The organism is Micromonospora sp. NPDC093243, from assembly GCF_044753725.1.
GTDB lineage: Bacteria > Actinomycetota > Actinomycetes > Mycobacteriales > Micromonosporaceae > Micromonospora.
Window position 1 is genome coordinate 86876 of the sequence record NZ_JBIVNT010000011.1, and the last position, 13577, is coordinate 100452.

Annotated in this window: 15 protein-coding genes; 3 read left to right on the forward strand and 12 right to left on the reverse strand. The window is 73.6% G+C overall.

Features of this window, described 5'->3' with window-relative positions; genetic code table 11:
- Positions 1–7: 7 nt before the first annotated feature.
- Positions 8–862 carry a LysR family transcriptional regulator gene (locus tag ACIP9D_RS30020; RefSeq protein ID WP_350874336.1) on the reverse strand — a complete coding sequence of 285 codons (855 nt, stop codon included), beginning with the start codon at positions 860–862 and terminating at the stop codon, positions 8–10.
- A 69-nt stretch (positions 863–931) separates the two neighbouring features.
- On the opposite strand from ACIP9D_RS30020, the gene ACIP9D_RS30025 reads away from it, so the two are divergent.
- Positions 932–1843 (forward strand): EamA family transporter, encoded by a 912-nt coding sequence (locus ACIP9D_RS30025; RefSeq protein ID WP_350874335.1) that lies wholly within the window; start codon positions 932–934, stop codon positions 1841–1843.
- Here ACIP9D_RS30025 and ACIP9D_RS30030 read toward each other — a convergent pair.
- The 6 genes from ACIP9D_RS30030 to ACIP9D_RS30055 all read right to left on the reverse strand — a co-directional run bounded on the left by ACIP9D_RS30030 (position 1806) and on the right by ACIP9D_RS30055 (position 6656).
- Positions 1806–2732, reverse strand: coding sequence for a diacylglycerol kinase family protein (locus ACIP9D_RS30030; protein ID WP_350874334.1), 927 nt, complete (start codon positions 2730–2732; stop codon positions 1806–1808). The genes ACIP9D_RS30025 and ACIP9D_RS30030 overlap by 38 nt on opposite strands.
- Before the next feature lie 105 nt (positions 2733–2837).
- Positions 2838–3794, reverse strand: coding sequence for a twin-arginine translocase subunit TatC (gene tatC / locus ACIP9D_RS30035; protein WP_350874331.1), 957 nt, complete (start codon positions 3792–3794; stop codon positions 2838–2840).
- Positions 3795–3812: 18 nt separating this feature from the next.
- Complete coding sequence (tatA, locus tag ACIP9D_RS30040; RefSeq protein ID WP_350874330.1) at positions 3813–4109, reverse strand: Sec-independent protein translocase subunit TatA; 297 nt, start codon at positions 4107–4109, stop codon at positions 3813–3815.
- A gap of 240 nt (positions 4110–4349) precedes the next feature.
- Positions 4350–4598 (reverse strand): hypothetical protein, encoded by a 249-nt coding sequence (locus ACIP9D_RS30045; protein WP_350874329.1) that lies wholly within the window; start codon positions 4596–4598, stop codon positions 4350–4352.
- Between the two features lie 10 nt (positions 4599–4608).
- A complete protein-coding gene (locus ACIP9D_RS30050) occupies positions 4609–5661 on the reverse strand; it encodes a YafY family protein (RefSeq protein WP_350874327.1) in 1053 nt (350 codons plus the stop codon).
- Complete coding sequence (locus ACIP9D_RS30055) at positions 5658–6656, reverse strand: WYL domain-containing protein (RefSeq protein ID WP_350874326.1); 999 nt, start codon at positions 6654–6656, stop codon at positions 5658–5660. The genes ACIP9D_RS30050 and ACIP9D_RS30055 overlap by 4 nt, the downstream gene beginning before the upstream one ends.
- Before the next feature lie 136 nt (positions 6657–6792).
- On the opposite strand from ACIP9D_RS30055, the gene ACIP9D_RS30060 reads away from it, so the two are divergent.
- A complete protein-coding gene (locus ACIP9D_RS30060) occupies positions 6793–7794 on the forward strand; it encodes a cation diffusion facilitator family transporter (RefSeq protein ID WP_350874324.1) in 1002 nt (333 codons plus the stop codon).
- Positions 7795–7854: 60 nt separating this feature from the next.
- Positions 7855–8946 (forward strand): DUF3866 family protein, encoded by a 1092-nt coding sequence (locus ACIP9D_RS30065; protein WP_350874323.1) that lies wholly within the window; start codon positions 7855–7857, stop codon positions 8944–8946.
- Between the two features lie 15 nt (positions 8947–8961).
- Here ACIP9D_RS30065 and ACIP9D_RS30070 read toward each other — a convergent pair whose 3' ends face one another.
- From ACIP9D_RS30070 to rfbA, 5 genes are all read right to left on the reverse strand, one after another.
- Positions 8962–10104 carry an oxalate decarboxylase family bicupin gene (locus tag ACIP9D_RS30070; RefSeq protein WP_350874322.1) on the reverse strand — a complete coding sequence of 381 codons (1143 nt, stop codon included), beginning with the start codon at positions 10102–10104 and terminating at the stop codon, positions 8962–8964.
- 194 nt (positions 10105–10298) lie between these two features.
- A complete protein-coding gene (locus ACIP9D_RS30075; protein WP_350874321.1) occupies positions 10299–10493 on the reverse strand; it encodes a hypothetical protein in 195 nt (64 codons plus the stop codon).
- A gap of 69 nt (positions 10494–10562) precedes the next feature.
- Entirely contained in the window at positions 10563–11921 is a 1359-nt protein-coding gene (pafA, locus tag ACIP9D_RS30080) for a Pup--protein ligase (protein WP_350874320.1), read from the reverse strand.
- Between the two features lie 68 nt (positions 11922–11989).
- The gene (rfbC, locus tag ACIP9D_RS30085; RefSeq protein ID WP_350874319.1) at positions 11990–12613 is read right to left on the reverse strand and encodes a dTDP-4-dehydrorhamnose 3,5-epimerase; all 624 of its coding nucleotides are present in this window, start codon (positions 12611–12613) and stop codon (positions 11990–11992) included.
- The gene (rfbA, locus tag ACIP9D_RS30090) at positions 12610–13497 is read right to left on the reverse strand and encodes a glucose-1-phosphate thymidylyltransferase RfbA (RefSeq protein ID WP_350874318.1); all 888 of its coding nucleotides are present in this window, start codon (positions 13495–13497) and stop codon (positions 12610–12612) included. The genes rfbC and rfbA overlap by 4 nt, the downstream gene beginning before the upstream one ends.
- Positions 13498–13577 lie beyond the last annotated feature (80 nt).

Genomic DNA, 13577 nt, shown 5'->3' on the forward strand with positions numbered 1-13577 from the left:
ACGAGGCTCAGTCGCGCACGACCTCCCGGGTCAGGGCCACCAGGTCGGGCACGGCCGGGTGGCTCGGCGGGTGCCGCCAGGCGAGCAGCACGGGCACCGCGGGCGCGTCCACGAGCGGCCGGTACGCCACCGCCGGGCTGGGATACATGGCCGCCGTGGCGGTGGTGGTCACCCCGACGGCGCGGCCGGAGCTGATCGCGGCCAGCCAGTCGTCGGTGTTGGCCACCGGCACCACGGTGGCCGGGGCGGCGCCGTTCGGCCACAGCCCGAGGGTGGTGGTTCCGGTCTCGCTGTTCACCGCGATCGGCTGGTCGACCAGGTCGGCCAGGGTCAGCTCGGCCTGGCCGGCGAGCGGGCTGTCCGCCGGCACGGTGGCCAGCCGCGCCTCGGCCAGCAGCCGCACCGTCCGCACGTCGGGCAGCTCGACCGGCTGGCGCAGCACCGCGACGTCCACCGCGCCCCGGGCCAGCCCGGCCGTCCGGTCGTCGATGCGCAACAGCTCCAGCGGTGTCTGCGGGTACTCCTGCCGCCACCGACGCAGCAGCGTGACGGTGTGCCCGCCGAGCGCCGACCAAGCGTGGCCGAGCCGCAGCGGCCAGCCGACGCCCTGCCCGGGGGTCAGCACGTCGTCGACCGCGGCGACCGCCACGGCGGCCCGGTCGCGGAACGAGCGGCCGGCCACGGTGAGCGCCAGGTGGTGGGTGGAGCGCTCGACCAGCCGTACGCCCAGATGGTCCTCGAGCTGGCGCAGGGTGCGCGACAGCGCGGGCTGACTGACCCGCAGCCGGGCGGCGGCCCGGGTGATGCCGCCCTCCTCCGCGATGGCGAGGAAGGCGCGCAGGTGCCGCAGCTCGACGGTCATAACCGGGGAGCATAAGCGCAGCGGAACCGGCATTTCCCTGGCAGTGCGCCGGCTCATAGCGTCGCAGGGGTGACCGACACGCTGCTTCCCGACCGGACTGCCGCCAGCACCCCGCCGGCCCGGCAGGGTGGGCTGGGCCCGGTCGGGCTGGTGCTCGGTGGGGCGCTGTCGGTGCAGTTCGGCTCCGCGGTGGCTGCCCTGCTCTTCCCCCGTACCGGCGTGTTCGGCGCGGTCACCCTGCGGCTGGCCATCTCCGCGGTGCTGCTGCTGGTCGTCTGCCGGCCAAGGCTGCGCGGGCACGATCGGGCCGACTGGGTGGCGGCCGGCGCGTTCGGGTTGGTCCTGGCCGGCATGAACTCGATCTTCTACCAGGCCATCGAGCGGATCCCGCTCGGCCTGGCGGTGACCCTGGAGGTGCTCGGCCCGCTGGCGCTGTCGGTGTTCGCCGCCCGCCGGGCTGCCAGCTGGGCCTGCGCGGCGGTGGCGCTGGCCGGGGTGGCCCTGCTCGGCCAGGGCGGCTTCGACCGGCTGGACCCGCTCGGCGCCGGACTGGCGCTGGCCGCGGGCGCGCTCTGGGCGGCGTACATCGTGCTCAGCGCGCGGGTCGGCGCCCGCTTCCGGGGCGCCGACGGGCTGGCCCTGGCGTTGGCCGTCGCCGCCGTGGTGACCCTGCCGCCCGGGCTGGCGACCGCCGGTACGGTGCTGCTGGACCCGGCGGTGCTGGCGCTCGGGGCCGCCCTCGCCGTGCTCGCCTCGGGGCTGCCCTACACCCTCGAACTGCTGGCGCTGCGCCGGCTGCCGACCGCCACCTTCGCGGTCATGATGAGCCTCGGTCCGGCGATCGCCTCGCTCGCCGGGTACCTGGTGCTGGGGCAGCAGCTGACCGTCGTGGAGGTGCTGGCCATCGCCCTGGTGATCGCGGCCAGCATCGGCGCGGTCCGGGTCAACGCAGCAGCCGCAGGGCGCCCGGCACGGCGGTGACCGTCAGCGGCAGCTCCAGCGACCGCTCCCCGTCGGCGTACGTGGTGATGCCCTCGGCGGCCAGCTCCACGGTGCGGACCCGGTAGCTGTGCACCAGCGGGTGCCGCAGGTGGGTGCCCTGGTAGATGCTCGGCTTGACCCGGATCAGGGTGCGCCGGTTCAACCGGCCGCCGACCACCACGTCGAGCAGGCCGTCGGTCGGGTCGGCGTCCGGGCAGATCCGCATCCCGCCGCCGTAGCTCGGGCAGTTGCCCACCGCCACCAGCACCGCGTCGACCTCGTGCGGTTCGCCGTCGAGGCGCAGCTTGTACCGGCGCGGGCGCAGCCGGGCCAGCTCGACCATGATCGCCAGGTCGTAGCGGCGCGGGCCCCGCGGCCAGCTCATTCGGTTGGCTCGCTCGTTGACGATCGCGTCGAAACCCGCGGCGAGCACCGCCCCGTACCAGCGTGGCGGGCCGGTCGGGCCGGTCATCCGGGCCAGGTCCACCGGTCTGCTGCGGCCGTCGCGCAGCGCGGCGGCCATCACCTCGGCGGCGGCGAGCGGATCGGTGGGGAAGCCGGTGTCGGCGGCGAAGTCGTTGCCGGTGCCGGCCGGCACCGGGCCGAACGGGATCGTGGTGCCGGCGACCGCCTGGATCCCCCGGTGCACCGTGCCGTCGCCGCCGACCGCGACCAGGGCCGCGACCCCCTCGGCGACCGCGTCGCGGCAGACGGCCTCGGCCTCGTCGGCGGTGTGCGCCTCCAGCAGCCGGACCGGCCGGCCGCCGGTGGCGAGCCGGGACAGCAGCGGCGTCAACAGGCCCCGATGCCGGCCCCGGCCGGCGGTGGGATTGGCCAGCACCGCGACGGGACCGTCGGGGGTGACGGAGGGGTGAACTTCTGCGGTCACGGCGAGGAACCTACCGGCACGAGAAACGCCGCCCGAGCCGGGCGGCGTTCACTCGTCAGCGTGCCGGACCGGCACTTCGGCCGGTACGGCGGTGGCTACCGTACGTCAGGTCATGTCGTCGTAGCGGCGGTCGATCGGCGCGGGCGCGGCGATCGGGTCCGGCGCGGCCACCGGGGCGGTCGCGTCGACCCGCTGCCCGGCCTCGACCGGCTCCGGGTCGAACTCCAGCGGCGACACCTCGTCGTCGCCGATGCCGGCGTAGACCTCCTTGCCCCGCCCGCGCCGCTTGTCGTTGATGAACGCGACCCCGACAGCGGCGAAGTAGAGCGCGCAGAGGCAGATCGCCAGCGCGGTCATGCCGAACGGGTCCGGGGTGGGGGTGACCACCGCGGAGAAGGCGAAGAACACGAAGACCGCGATCCGCCACCAGCTCAGCAGCCGCTTGGCGCTGGCGATGCCGACGAAGTTGAGCATCAGCACCAGCAGCGGGAACTCGAACGCCACCCCGAACAGCAGGATCAGGTTGGTGACGAACGAGATGTAGCGGGTGATGTCCAGCGTCGTGGTGATCTCTTCGCTGTTGGTGACGTTGAGCAGGAACTCCAGGCCCTTGGAGGTGACAAAGTAGGCCAGTACCGCGCCGGCCGCGAAGAGCGGCGCGGCGAGCCCGGTGAAGATGTACGCGTAGCGCCGCTCGTGCTTGTGCAGACCCGGCGCGATGAACGCCCAGAGCTGGTAAAGCCAGATCGGCGCCGCGACGATCAGCCCGATCCAGAGCCCGATCTTCAGATTGAGCAGGAAGAGGTCGGCTGGGCCGAGCTGGACGAAGTTGCACCGACCGTCGGCGAGCCGCGAGTTGGGCAGGTCGCAGTAGGGCTGCTGCAACACGTGCAGCACGGGCTGGGCCAGCAAGGTGATCCCGACGCCGAAGCCGACCACGATCGCCAGGGAGGCGCGGAACAGCCGGTTGCGCAGGTCGCGCACGTGCTCGATGAGCGTCATCGAGCCGTCGGCGGCCTGCTGGAACTTGCTCGGGCCGCGCTTACGCAGTGCCAAGGCCACGGTCGTCGGGCCCTTCGGTCAGTTGTCGCGGACGCGCTGCACCGGGTCGGCGACCGGCTGCTGCGGCGGGGCCTGGTACGGGGCCTGCTGCGGCTGCTGCTGACCCGCGTACGGCGGGAGCGGCTGGTAGCCGGCCTGCGCGTCGGCCTTCTCGGCCAGGTCGCGGTCGTCGTCCTGCAGGCTCTTGGTCTCCGCCTTGATGATCCGCAGCGAGCGGCCCAGCGAGCGGGCCGCGTCGGGGAGCCGCTTCGCGCCGAAGAGCAGGATCAGCACGACCACGAGAATGGCGATGTGCCACGGCTTGAGGGCACCCATGGGAAGCTCCAGTCGAATGTGAGACAGCGTGGGGTGTGTCGGAGCCCATCGTACGTGCGTATCGGCCCGTTGCCACCCGCCGGGGCGGTGATGGTTGATCCCGGCCGGTGAAGTCTTGACCAACCTGGGATGTTCCGTCAACCGGCGTCGCCGGTCGGTTTCGGCCCATGCCGGACCCGCTCGGGCCGGGATTCGATCAAGGCCGATCGTCGCACCGCCCGGCGGCGCGACGCCCGTCGATCAGTCGCCCCGCTTGGCCCTGATCAGCTCCACCCGGTGCTGCGCGTCTGCTAGCTGCCGGGAGACCGCGTCGGCCCGCACCTGGAGCGCCTCGGCCGACCCCGCGAGGGCCTCCGCCTCGGCCTGCCGGCGCTGCAACGCCACCGCCGCCCGGCGCAGCCCGGGCAGCCGGGCCAGCACCGCCCGGACGGCCAGGGCCAGCACGAGGAGGGCGAACAGCACCACCGCGAGCACGATCCACTTCACCACGGCGGTCAGCCTACCGGGGTCCGGCGGCCACCGCCGGATCGGCGGCCGGCGGCGCGGCGGCGTCTGGGGCACCCTGTCGGGCGGCGGGAGCGGGACGGGCGTACGCGTCGAGCGCCGCCGTCGCCGCCGCCCGGACCTGCTCGGCCAGTTCGGCCGGGGCGACCACGGTCACGTCCGGGCCGAGGCCCAGCACGAACCGGCGCGCCCAGGCCAGGTCGGTGACCCGCAGCGAGACCAGCCAGTGGTCGCCGTCGCCGGCCTCCACCCGCTCGCAGGGGTAGTACTCGGTGATCCACCGCTCGCCCCGGCCGACCCGCAGGGTGATCAGCGGCAGGTCCGGCGAGGGCCGGAACACCCCGTCGGTGAGGTCGTGCGGGCGCGCCTGCGGCGGGACCACGGCCGGCTCGTCCAGCTCGGTCACCGCGTCGATCCGGTCGGCCCGGAACAGCCGGACCGCCTCGACCCGGCGGCACCAGGCCTCCACGTACGCCCGGCCACCGACCATCAGCATCCGCAGCGGGTCGATGGTCCGTTCGGTGGTCTCGTCCCGGGCCGCGGTGTAGTAGGTGATCCGCAGCGCCCGGCCGCCCTCCACGGCGGCCCGCAGCGCCTCCACCCGGCGGGTGTCCGCCGGCAGCCGCACCTCCACCGGCGCGCCGACCAGGTCACCGGCCGCGTCCTCGATCTTGGCGAGGGCCCGCTCCACCGCCTCCCGGTTGGTGACCCCCGGCGTCTCGGCGAGCATCCGCAACGCCACCACCAGCGCGAGGGCCTCGTCGGGGGTGAGCCGCAGCGGCCGGTCGATGCCGGCGTCGTAGGTGATGGTCACCCGGTCGCCGTCGAAGGCCATGTCGATCAGGTCGCCCGGGCCGTAGCCGGGCAGGCCGCAGACCCAGAGCAGCTCCAGGTCCTCACGCAGCTGCCGCTCGGTGACCCCGAGGTCGTCGGCCGCCTCGGCGACCTCGATGCCGGGGCGGGCCAGCAGGTAGGGCACCAGGTTGAGCAGCCGGGCCAGCCGGTCGGCGGAGGCGCGGGAGCCGCCACGGGCGGCGGGCCGGGTCACCGCGCGCCCCCGGCCACCGCCAGCTCGTCGTGCCGCACCGCGATCTCCTTCAGCCGTTGGATGACCGCCTCACGCACCTCCGGCGGGTCGATCACCCGCACGTCCGGGCCGTAGCCCACGAGTTGGCTGGCGAGCGAGTCCGGGTCGGCGTACGGCAGGACGAGCCGGTCGCCGTCCGGCCCGGCGGCGACATCGACGGCCCAGCGGCGCAGCCCGGCGGCCCGGCCCGGGGCGGCCAGCACGGTCGCCCGCCCGGTCCGCTCCACCGGGCCCGACCAGCGGGCGACGTGGCTGATCAGGTCGACCCCGGCCGGCGGCTGGTAGCCGCCGGGATCGCCGGTGACCCGCACCGCGCCGACCACCCGGGAGAGCCGGAAACAGCGGGTGGCGGCCCGGTCCAGGTCGTGGCCGACCACGTACCAGCGGCCGCGCCAGCAGACCACGCCCCACGGCTGCAGCCGGCGGCGGGTCGGCGCGTCCCGGTCGGGCACCCGGTAGTCGAAGCCGACCTCCCGGCGGTCCCGGGCGGCGGCGGTGAGCGGCGCGAAGGCCGGGTCGACGGTGACCATCGGCTCCAGGCCGAGGGTCGCCTGCGGGTCGACGTCCACCCCGGCGGCGCGCAGCTTGGCCAGCCCGGAGGACGCGGCGGCGGCCAGTCCGGCGTGCTGCCAGAGCCGGGCGGCGATGCCCACCGCGGCCGCCTCGTCCGGCTCCAGCGGGATGTCCGGCAGGGCGTACTCGCGCGGGGCGATGCGGTAACCGGGCTCGGCGTCGAAGACGCTGGCCGTGCCGGTCTCCAGCGGGACGCCCAGCTCGCGCAGCTCGGCCTTGTCCCGCTCGAACTTGCGCTGGAAGGCCTCGTGGTCGCGGGCGTCGTTCGGGTCGTGCTCGTAACCGGGCACGGTCGCGGCGATCTGCGCGGCGGTCAGGAACCGGCGCGTGGAGAGCAGACAGATCACCAGGTTGACCAGGCGTTCGGTACGGGTCCGGGACACGGGTAGACGCTAGCAGCCGACGCGCCGTAGCCGTGCACCCACGCGGGCGCGCCGAGTGGTACGTCGAACCGGTCCTGTCGCCCGGTCACCTCCGGCTCGGCCGGCGGGTGGCCCCGGGCGGCCATAGGGTTGCCTCATGTCCCAGCCGGAGGTCAAGAGCGAGAGCGTCGGCACCGTGGTCGTCGCCGGCACGGCGAACCTCGCCATCGCCGTGGCCAAGCTGATCGCCGGCCTGATCTCCGGTTCCGCGTCGATGCTCTCCGAGGCCGCGCACTCGGTCGCCGACACGACCACCGAGGTGCTGCTCTTCATGGCGCTGCGCCGCGGCGCCCGGCCCCCGGACGCCCGGCACCCCTTCGGCTACGGCAAGGAGAGCTACATCTGGGCCTTCTTCGCGGCCCTGTTCACCTTCGTCGCCGGCGCCGGCTTCGCGATCACCCACGGCGTGACCACCATCCTGGTGCACGAGCACAGCGGCGACTACCTGGTCTCGTACCTGGTGCTGGCGGTCTCCTTCGCGATCGAGTCGATCTCGCTGGCCCGGGCGGTACGCCAGGTCCGCCGCGAGTCGCGGCGCTGGCGGACAACCCCGCGCCGGTATCTGCGGCTGACCGCCGACACCACGGTCAAGGCGGTTTTCCTCGAGGACAGCGCGGCGCTGATCGGGCTGCTGCTGGCCGGGCTGGGGGTGGGCCTCTCCGAGCTCACCGGCGACGAGCTCTGGGACGGCGTCGCCTCCGTCCTGATCGGCCTGCTGCTGCTGGTGGTCGCGGGCATCCTGGCCTACAGCAACCTGTCGCTGCTGGTCGGGCGGGGAGTGTCGGACCGGCTGCGGCGCGAGATCGAGCACTCGCTGGCCAGGCTGCCCGAGGTGCGGCAGGTCGGCACGCTGCTCACCATGCAGCTCGGCCCGACAGACATCCTGGTCGCCGCCAAGGTCGACTTCAACGACCAGGCCACCGGCGCGGCCATCGAGGCCAGCGCCGACGAGGCGGAGCGGCGGCTGCGGGAACGCTACCCGGAGATCCGCTACCTCTTCCTCGACCCGACCGGTTCGCTGCCCGAGGCCGACCCACCGGCCCAGTCGACCGGTCGACCCTTCCCGGACGACGGGCCCGCCGAGACCGACCCGCGCTGAGCCGATCGCGCCCCGACCCGGGCGCGGGCCGTGGTGGACGCGCCGACTAGCGTGCCCGTCATGGTGCGATGGCGGTCCGGGACGGTGACGGCGCTGCGGCGAGGATGGGCCGGGGCGGTGGAACTGGACGTGGCGCTGCCCGACGGCTCGACCATGCGGGCGCTGGCCTACCCGGAGCTGGTCGGCCGACCGGAACCCGGCGACCGGGTGCTGCTCAACGCCGGCGCGCTGCTGATGGGGCTCGGCACCGGCGGGTACGCGCTGGTCGTCGCGCTGCCCGACCGGCTACCGCCGGACCCGCCCGTGTCCGGCGACAGCCGCGACGGCGGGCACCTGGTGAAGGCCCGCTACACGCCGCTGCAGCCGATCCTGCTCGGAGTGGACGAGGAAGCCTCGCCGCACCGGGCGGTGTTGGAGACCGCCGAGGACCTCGGCGGGCTGCCGGTGGTCACCGCCGACCTGCACTCGGCCCTGCCGGCGATCCTGGCCGGCGTGCGCGCCGACGCGCCGCACGCCCGGGTGGCGTACCTGCTCACCGACGGCGGCGCCCTGCCGGCCTGGTTCTCCCGGACCCTCGCCGGGCTGCGCGACGAACTGGTCGGCACGATCAGCGTCGGGCAGGCCTTCGGCGGTGACCTGGAGGCCAGCACCCTGCACAGCGGGCTGCTCGCCGCCCGGCACGTGCTGGACGCCGACGTGGCGATCGTCGCCCAGGGGCCGGGCAACCTCGGCACCGGCACGCGCTGGGGCTTCTCCGGGGTGGTGGTCGGCGAGGCGGTCAACGCGGTCGCCACGCTGGGCGGGCGGCCGGTCGGCTCGCTGCGCGTCTCCGCCGCCGACCCCCGGCCACGGCACCGGGGCGTGTCGCACCACAGCCTCACCGCGTACGGCCGGGTGGCGCTTGCCGCCGCGGAGCTGGTGGTGCCCGACGGCCTCGACCCGGCGCTGGCCGCCGAGGTCGACGCGGCCCTCGTCCCGCTCGCGACGCGGCACCGGATCGTCCGGGTGCCGACCGACGGGCTGGACGCCGCGCTGCGGGCCAGCGCCGTGCCGCTCTCCACCATGGGCCGCGGCCTGGACGCCGATTACGCCTACTTCCTCGCCGCCGCGGCCGCCGGTCGACACGCCGCCGCCCTGTTCGGCGGGGAGTGACCCCCACGTCGGCGGTCAGCGGACGACCGGGCGCTTGTCGCGGGGCAGCCCGGCGATCACCTCCCGGGGCAGGTTGAGGGTGTCCGCCACCACCTCGGCCGGGGTGTTCGCCATCCACTGGGTCAGCGAGATGTCGGCGAACCGGGGCTTGCGGAACATCTCCAGGTAGACCAGCGGCTCCGACCCGAGGTTCTCGATGTAGTGGCCGTAGGCGAACGGCACGTACCCGACGTCGCCGGCGCGGAAGTCGAACGTCCGCGCCACCCCGGTGCTGGCGAAGACGCCCATCCGGCCCTGCCCGGAGATGTAGTACTGCCACTCGTCGTCGTTGGGGTGCCAGTGCATCTCCCGCAGCCCGCCCGGGTCGATCTCGACCAGCGCGGCGCAGATGGTGGTCGCGGCGGCGAAGTTCGCCACGTCGGCGATCCGGACCGTGCCGCCGGGAAAGCGCTGCGGCTGCTGGGCCAGCATCCGGTGGCTGAACGTGCTGGGCACGTTGCCGGTCGGGCTGATCACCCGGTCCTGGTCCAGCGACGGTGGGACCTGCCCGGCGAAGATGTACTTCTCCCGCTCGGGCAGCCGATCCAGCAGCTCCGGAGCCCAGCCGAAGTTCTTCGCCAGCACGTCCCGGGGGGTGTGCGCGAACCAGTCGCTGATCAGGAACGTGCCGTTCTCGGAAAACGCGCCGTCGTCGAAGACCAGCAGGAACTCCACCCCCTCGTCGAGGGCCTGGATGTGGTGCGGCACGCCCTGGGGGAAGAACCACAGGTCCCCGGCGCGCACGTCGTCGACGAAGTTGCGCCCCTCCTGGTCGACGGCGCTGATCCGGCAGCTGCCGCTCAGCACGTACGCCCACTCGGACTGCTTGTGCCAGTGCAGCTCCCGGTACGCCCCCGGCTCCAGGGCCATGTCCACCCCGGAGAGCTCGGTGGCGATCGGCAGCTCCCGCTGGGTGATCTCGCGGGTCCAGCCGCCCTGCTCTATGCGGGTGTGCGCGTCGGCGAAGGAGAACCGCATGTTGGGCAGCGTGCCCGCGTCGGTGACCGGTGGGACCAGCAGGTCCGGGTTCTCCCGGTCCCGCGTGACGTCGCGTGGCCCGGGGTCACGCCAGCCCTTGCCGCCGCGCACCGGCTGCGGCACCCTCGTGTCGTCGTCCATGATCGCCTCCCGCGTCGTCGCGTCCCGGTGACCGCCGACGCGGGTGTACGGGAACGCGGAACCGCGGCGGCGACGCCGGGCGGGTACCCGCGGCGGCGACCCGGCCGGGCCAACCGCTGGCCCGCGCGGGTCACCCGACACAGACGCCGGCCCGGCGGGCGGGCCCGGCTGTGGGCGACCCGGCGCGGGCGGGGTCAGGCGAGGAAGATCAGGGCGAGCCAGGCGCCCACGATCAGCACCAGCGCGAGAGCCAGCACCCAGGTGGGCACGGTGTACTCACCGCGCCGGTTGCGCTCGATCTCGGCGCGGATCTTCTCGCGGCGGCGTTCGACCCAGTTCTGTCGCTGGCGGCCGCCCTCGGTGGGCTCGGGGCTCGGAGACGTCGTCATGGCCCGGCCAGCCTACCGGGCCGGCCGGGCCGGTGACGGGCGCCACCGCCGCCGGCCCGGTCCGCCGGGTCACATGCTGGCGATCAGCCGCTCGACGCGCTCGTCGTAGGCCCGGAACGGGTCCTTGCACAGCACGGTGCGCTGCGCCTGGTCGTTGAGCTTCAGGTGCACCCAGTCGACGGTGAAGTCGCGGCGCTTCTCCTGGGCGTGCCGGATGAACTCGCCCCGCAGCCGGGCCCGGGTGGTCTGCGGCGGGGTCTCCTTGGCCTCGAAGATCTCCGGGTCGGTGGCCACCCGGTCCACCTCGCCGCGGCGCTCCAGCAGCCCGTAGAGGCCGCGGCCGCGGCGCACGTCGTGGTAGGCGAGATCCATCTGGGCGACCCGGGGGTGCGACAGCGGCAGGTCGTGCTTGCGCTGGTAGCGCTCGATCAGCCGCAGCTTGGTCACCCAGTCGATCTCGCGGGAGACCGGCTCCAGGTCACCGGACTCCACCGCGTTCAACACCCGGCCCCACAGCTCGACGACCCGCTTGGCGGTCTGGTCGCCGCCACGGCGCTCGACGAACTCGGTCGCCTTGGCCAGGTACTCCTGCTGGATCTCCAGCGCGCTGACCTCCTTGCCGGAGGCGAGGCGCACCTTGCGCCGGCCGGTGATGTCGTGCGACACCTCGCGGATCGCCCGGATCGGGTTCTCCAGCGACAGGTCGCGCATCACCACCCCGGCCTCGATCATCCGCAGCACGATGTCGGCCGTACCCACCTTGAGCAGGGTGGTGACCTCGTTCATGTTGGAGTCGCCGACGATCACGTGCAGCCGCCGGTAGCGCTCGGCGTCGGCGTGCGGCTCGTCGCGGGTGTTGATGATCGGGCGGCTGCGGGTGGTCGCCGACGAGACGCCCTCCCAGATGTGCTCGGCGCGCTGGGAGAGGCAGTAGACCGCCCCCCGCGGGGTCTGCAGCACCTTGCCGGCGCCGCAGATCAGCTGCCGGGTGACCAGGAACGGGATCAGCACGTCGGCCAGCCGGCCGAACTCGCCGTGCCGGGAGACCAGGTAGTTCTCGTGGCAGCCGTACGAGTTGCCGGCCGAGTCGGTGTTGTTCTTGAACAGGTAGATCTCGCCCGCGATGCCCTCGTCGTGCAGCCGCTTCTCCGCGTCGACGAGCAGCCCTTCCAGGATCCGCTCACCGGCCCGGTCGTGGGCGACCAGGTCGACCACGGAGTCGCACTCGGGGGTGGCGTACTCCGGGTGGGAACCGACGTCCAGGTAGAGCCGGGCCCCGTTGCGCAGGAACACGTTGCTGGACCGGCCCCAGGACACCACTCGACGGAAGAGGTATCGGGCGACTTCGTCAGGGGACAGCCGCCGCTGTCCGCGATAGGTACAGGTGACGCCGTACTCGGTCTCGAGGCCGAAGATTCGCCGCTCCATGGTGTGACATTAGCCGCCCGGAGGCCCCGTTCGTCACTGTCACACCACAGGTCGTGCCGGCGCTACGGTCAAATACCGTCCGAGTGCGACATACCGTCCGGGCCCAGCGACGCCACGAACGCCCGGCAGGCCTGGTAGTCCGGCAGCAGGCCGGACTCGCGCGCCTCGGCCAGCGTGGGCGCCGCGGCGTCCCGGGCGGACAACTGCGCGACGTCGGCCGGCCACTCGATGCCCAGCTCCTCGTCGAGCGGGTGCACCGCGTGCTCGCCGGTCGGGTTGTAGGTGGCCGAGCAGAGGTAGCTCAGGGTGGCGTCGTCGCTCAACGCGCAGAAGCCGTGCCCGAGCCCCTCGCTGAGGTAGACCGCGCGGCGCTCCACGTCGTCCAGCCGCACGCCCTCCCACCGACCGAAGGTGGGCGAGCCGACCCGCAGGTCGACCACCACGTCGAGCACCGCCCCACGTACGCAGGTGACGTACTTGGCCTGACCGGGCGGGACGTCGGCGAAGTGGATGCCGCGGACCACGCCCCGGGCGGAGACGGAGAGGTTGGCCTGCGCCAGCCGCATCGGATGCCCGACCGCCTCGGCCAGCCGGTCGAAGCGGTACCACTCCATGAACAGCCCACGCGGGTCACCGTGCTGCTGGGGGATGATCTCCCAGGCGCCCTCGATGCTCAGCGGTGCGATCTTCATTTGATCAGCGCCTGTTCGGTCTTCTCGGTCAGCAGCCCGAGCAGGTAGTCGCCGTAGCCGCTCTTGGTCAGCGGCTCGGCCAGCGACCGCAGCTGCGCGTCGTCGAGCAGGCCGGCCCGCCAGGCCACCTCCTCCACACAACCGATCTTCAGACCCTGCCGCTCCTCGATAACCCGGACGAACTCGGCGGCCTGCATCATCGAGGTGAAGGTGCCGGTGTCCAGCCAGGCGGTGCCCCGGTCGAGCACGGTGACCGACAACTCACCCATCTCGCGGTAGGCCTCGTTGACCGCGGTGATCTCCAACTCGCCCCGCGCGCTCGGGGTGAGCTTGCGGGCGATGTCGACCACCCGGTTGTCGTAGAAGTAGAGCCCCGGCACCGCGTAGCGGGACTTCGGCCGGGCCGGCTTCTCCTCGATCGAGAGCACCCGGCCGTCGGCGTCGAAGTCGACCACGCCGTACGCCTCCGGGTTGGCCACCGGGTACGCGAAGACCCGGCCACCGACCAGGTCACCGTGCGCGGTGAGCTGCCGGCCCAGACCGACCCCGTGGAAGATGTTGTCACCGAGGACGAGCGCGACCGCCTCGTCGCCGATGAAGTCCGCGCCGAGCACGAACGCCTGCGCGATGCCCTCCGGCCGGGCCTGGGTGACGTACTCCAGCCGCAGACCCCACTGGCTGCCGTCGCCGAGCAGCCGGCGGAACTGGTCCTGGTCCTCCGGCGTGGTGATCACCAGGATCTCCCGGACCCCGGACATCACCAGGGTGGAGAGCGGGTAGTAGATCATCGGCTTGTCGAAGACCGGCATCAGCTGCTTGGAGACCGCCCGGGTGATCGGCCAGAGCCGAGATCCGGTGCCGCCGGCGAGTAGGATTCCGCGCACCGGGGGAGCCTACCGGCCACGCCAGCAATCGGACACCGGGGTCGCCGTCCCCCGGCCGCCGGTTCACTTCGCGTACACTT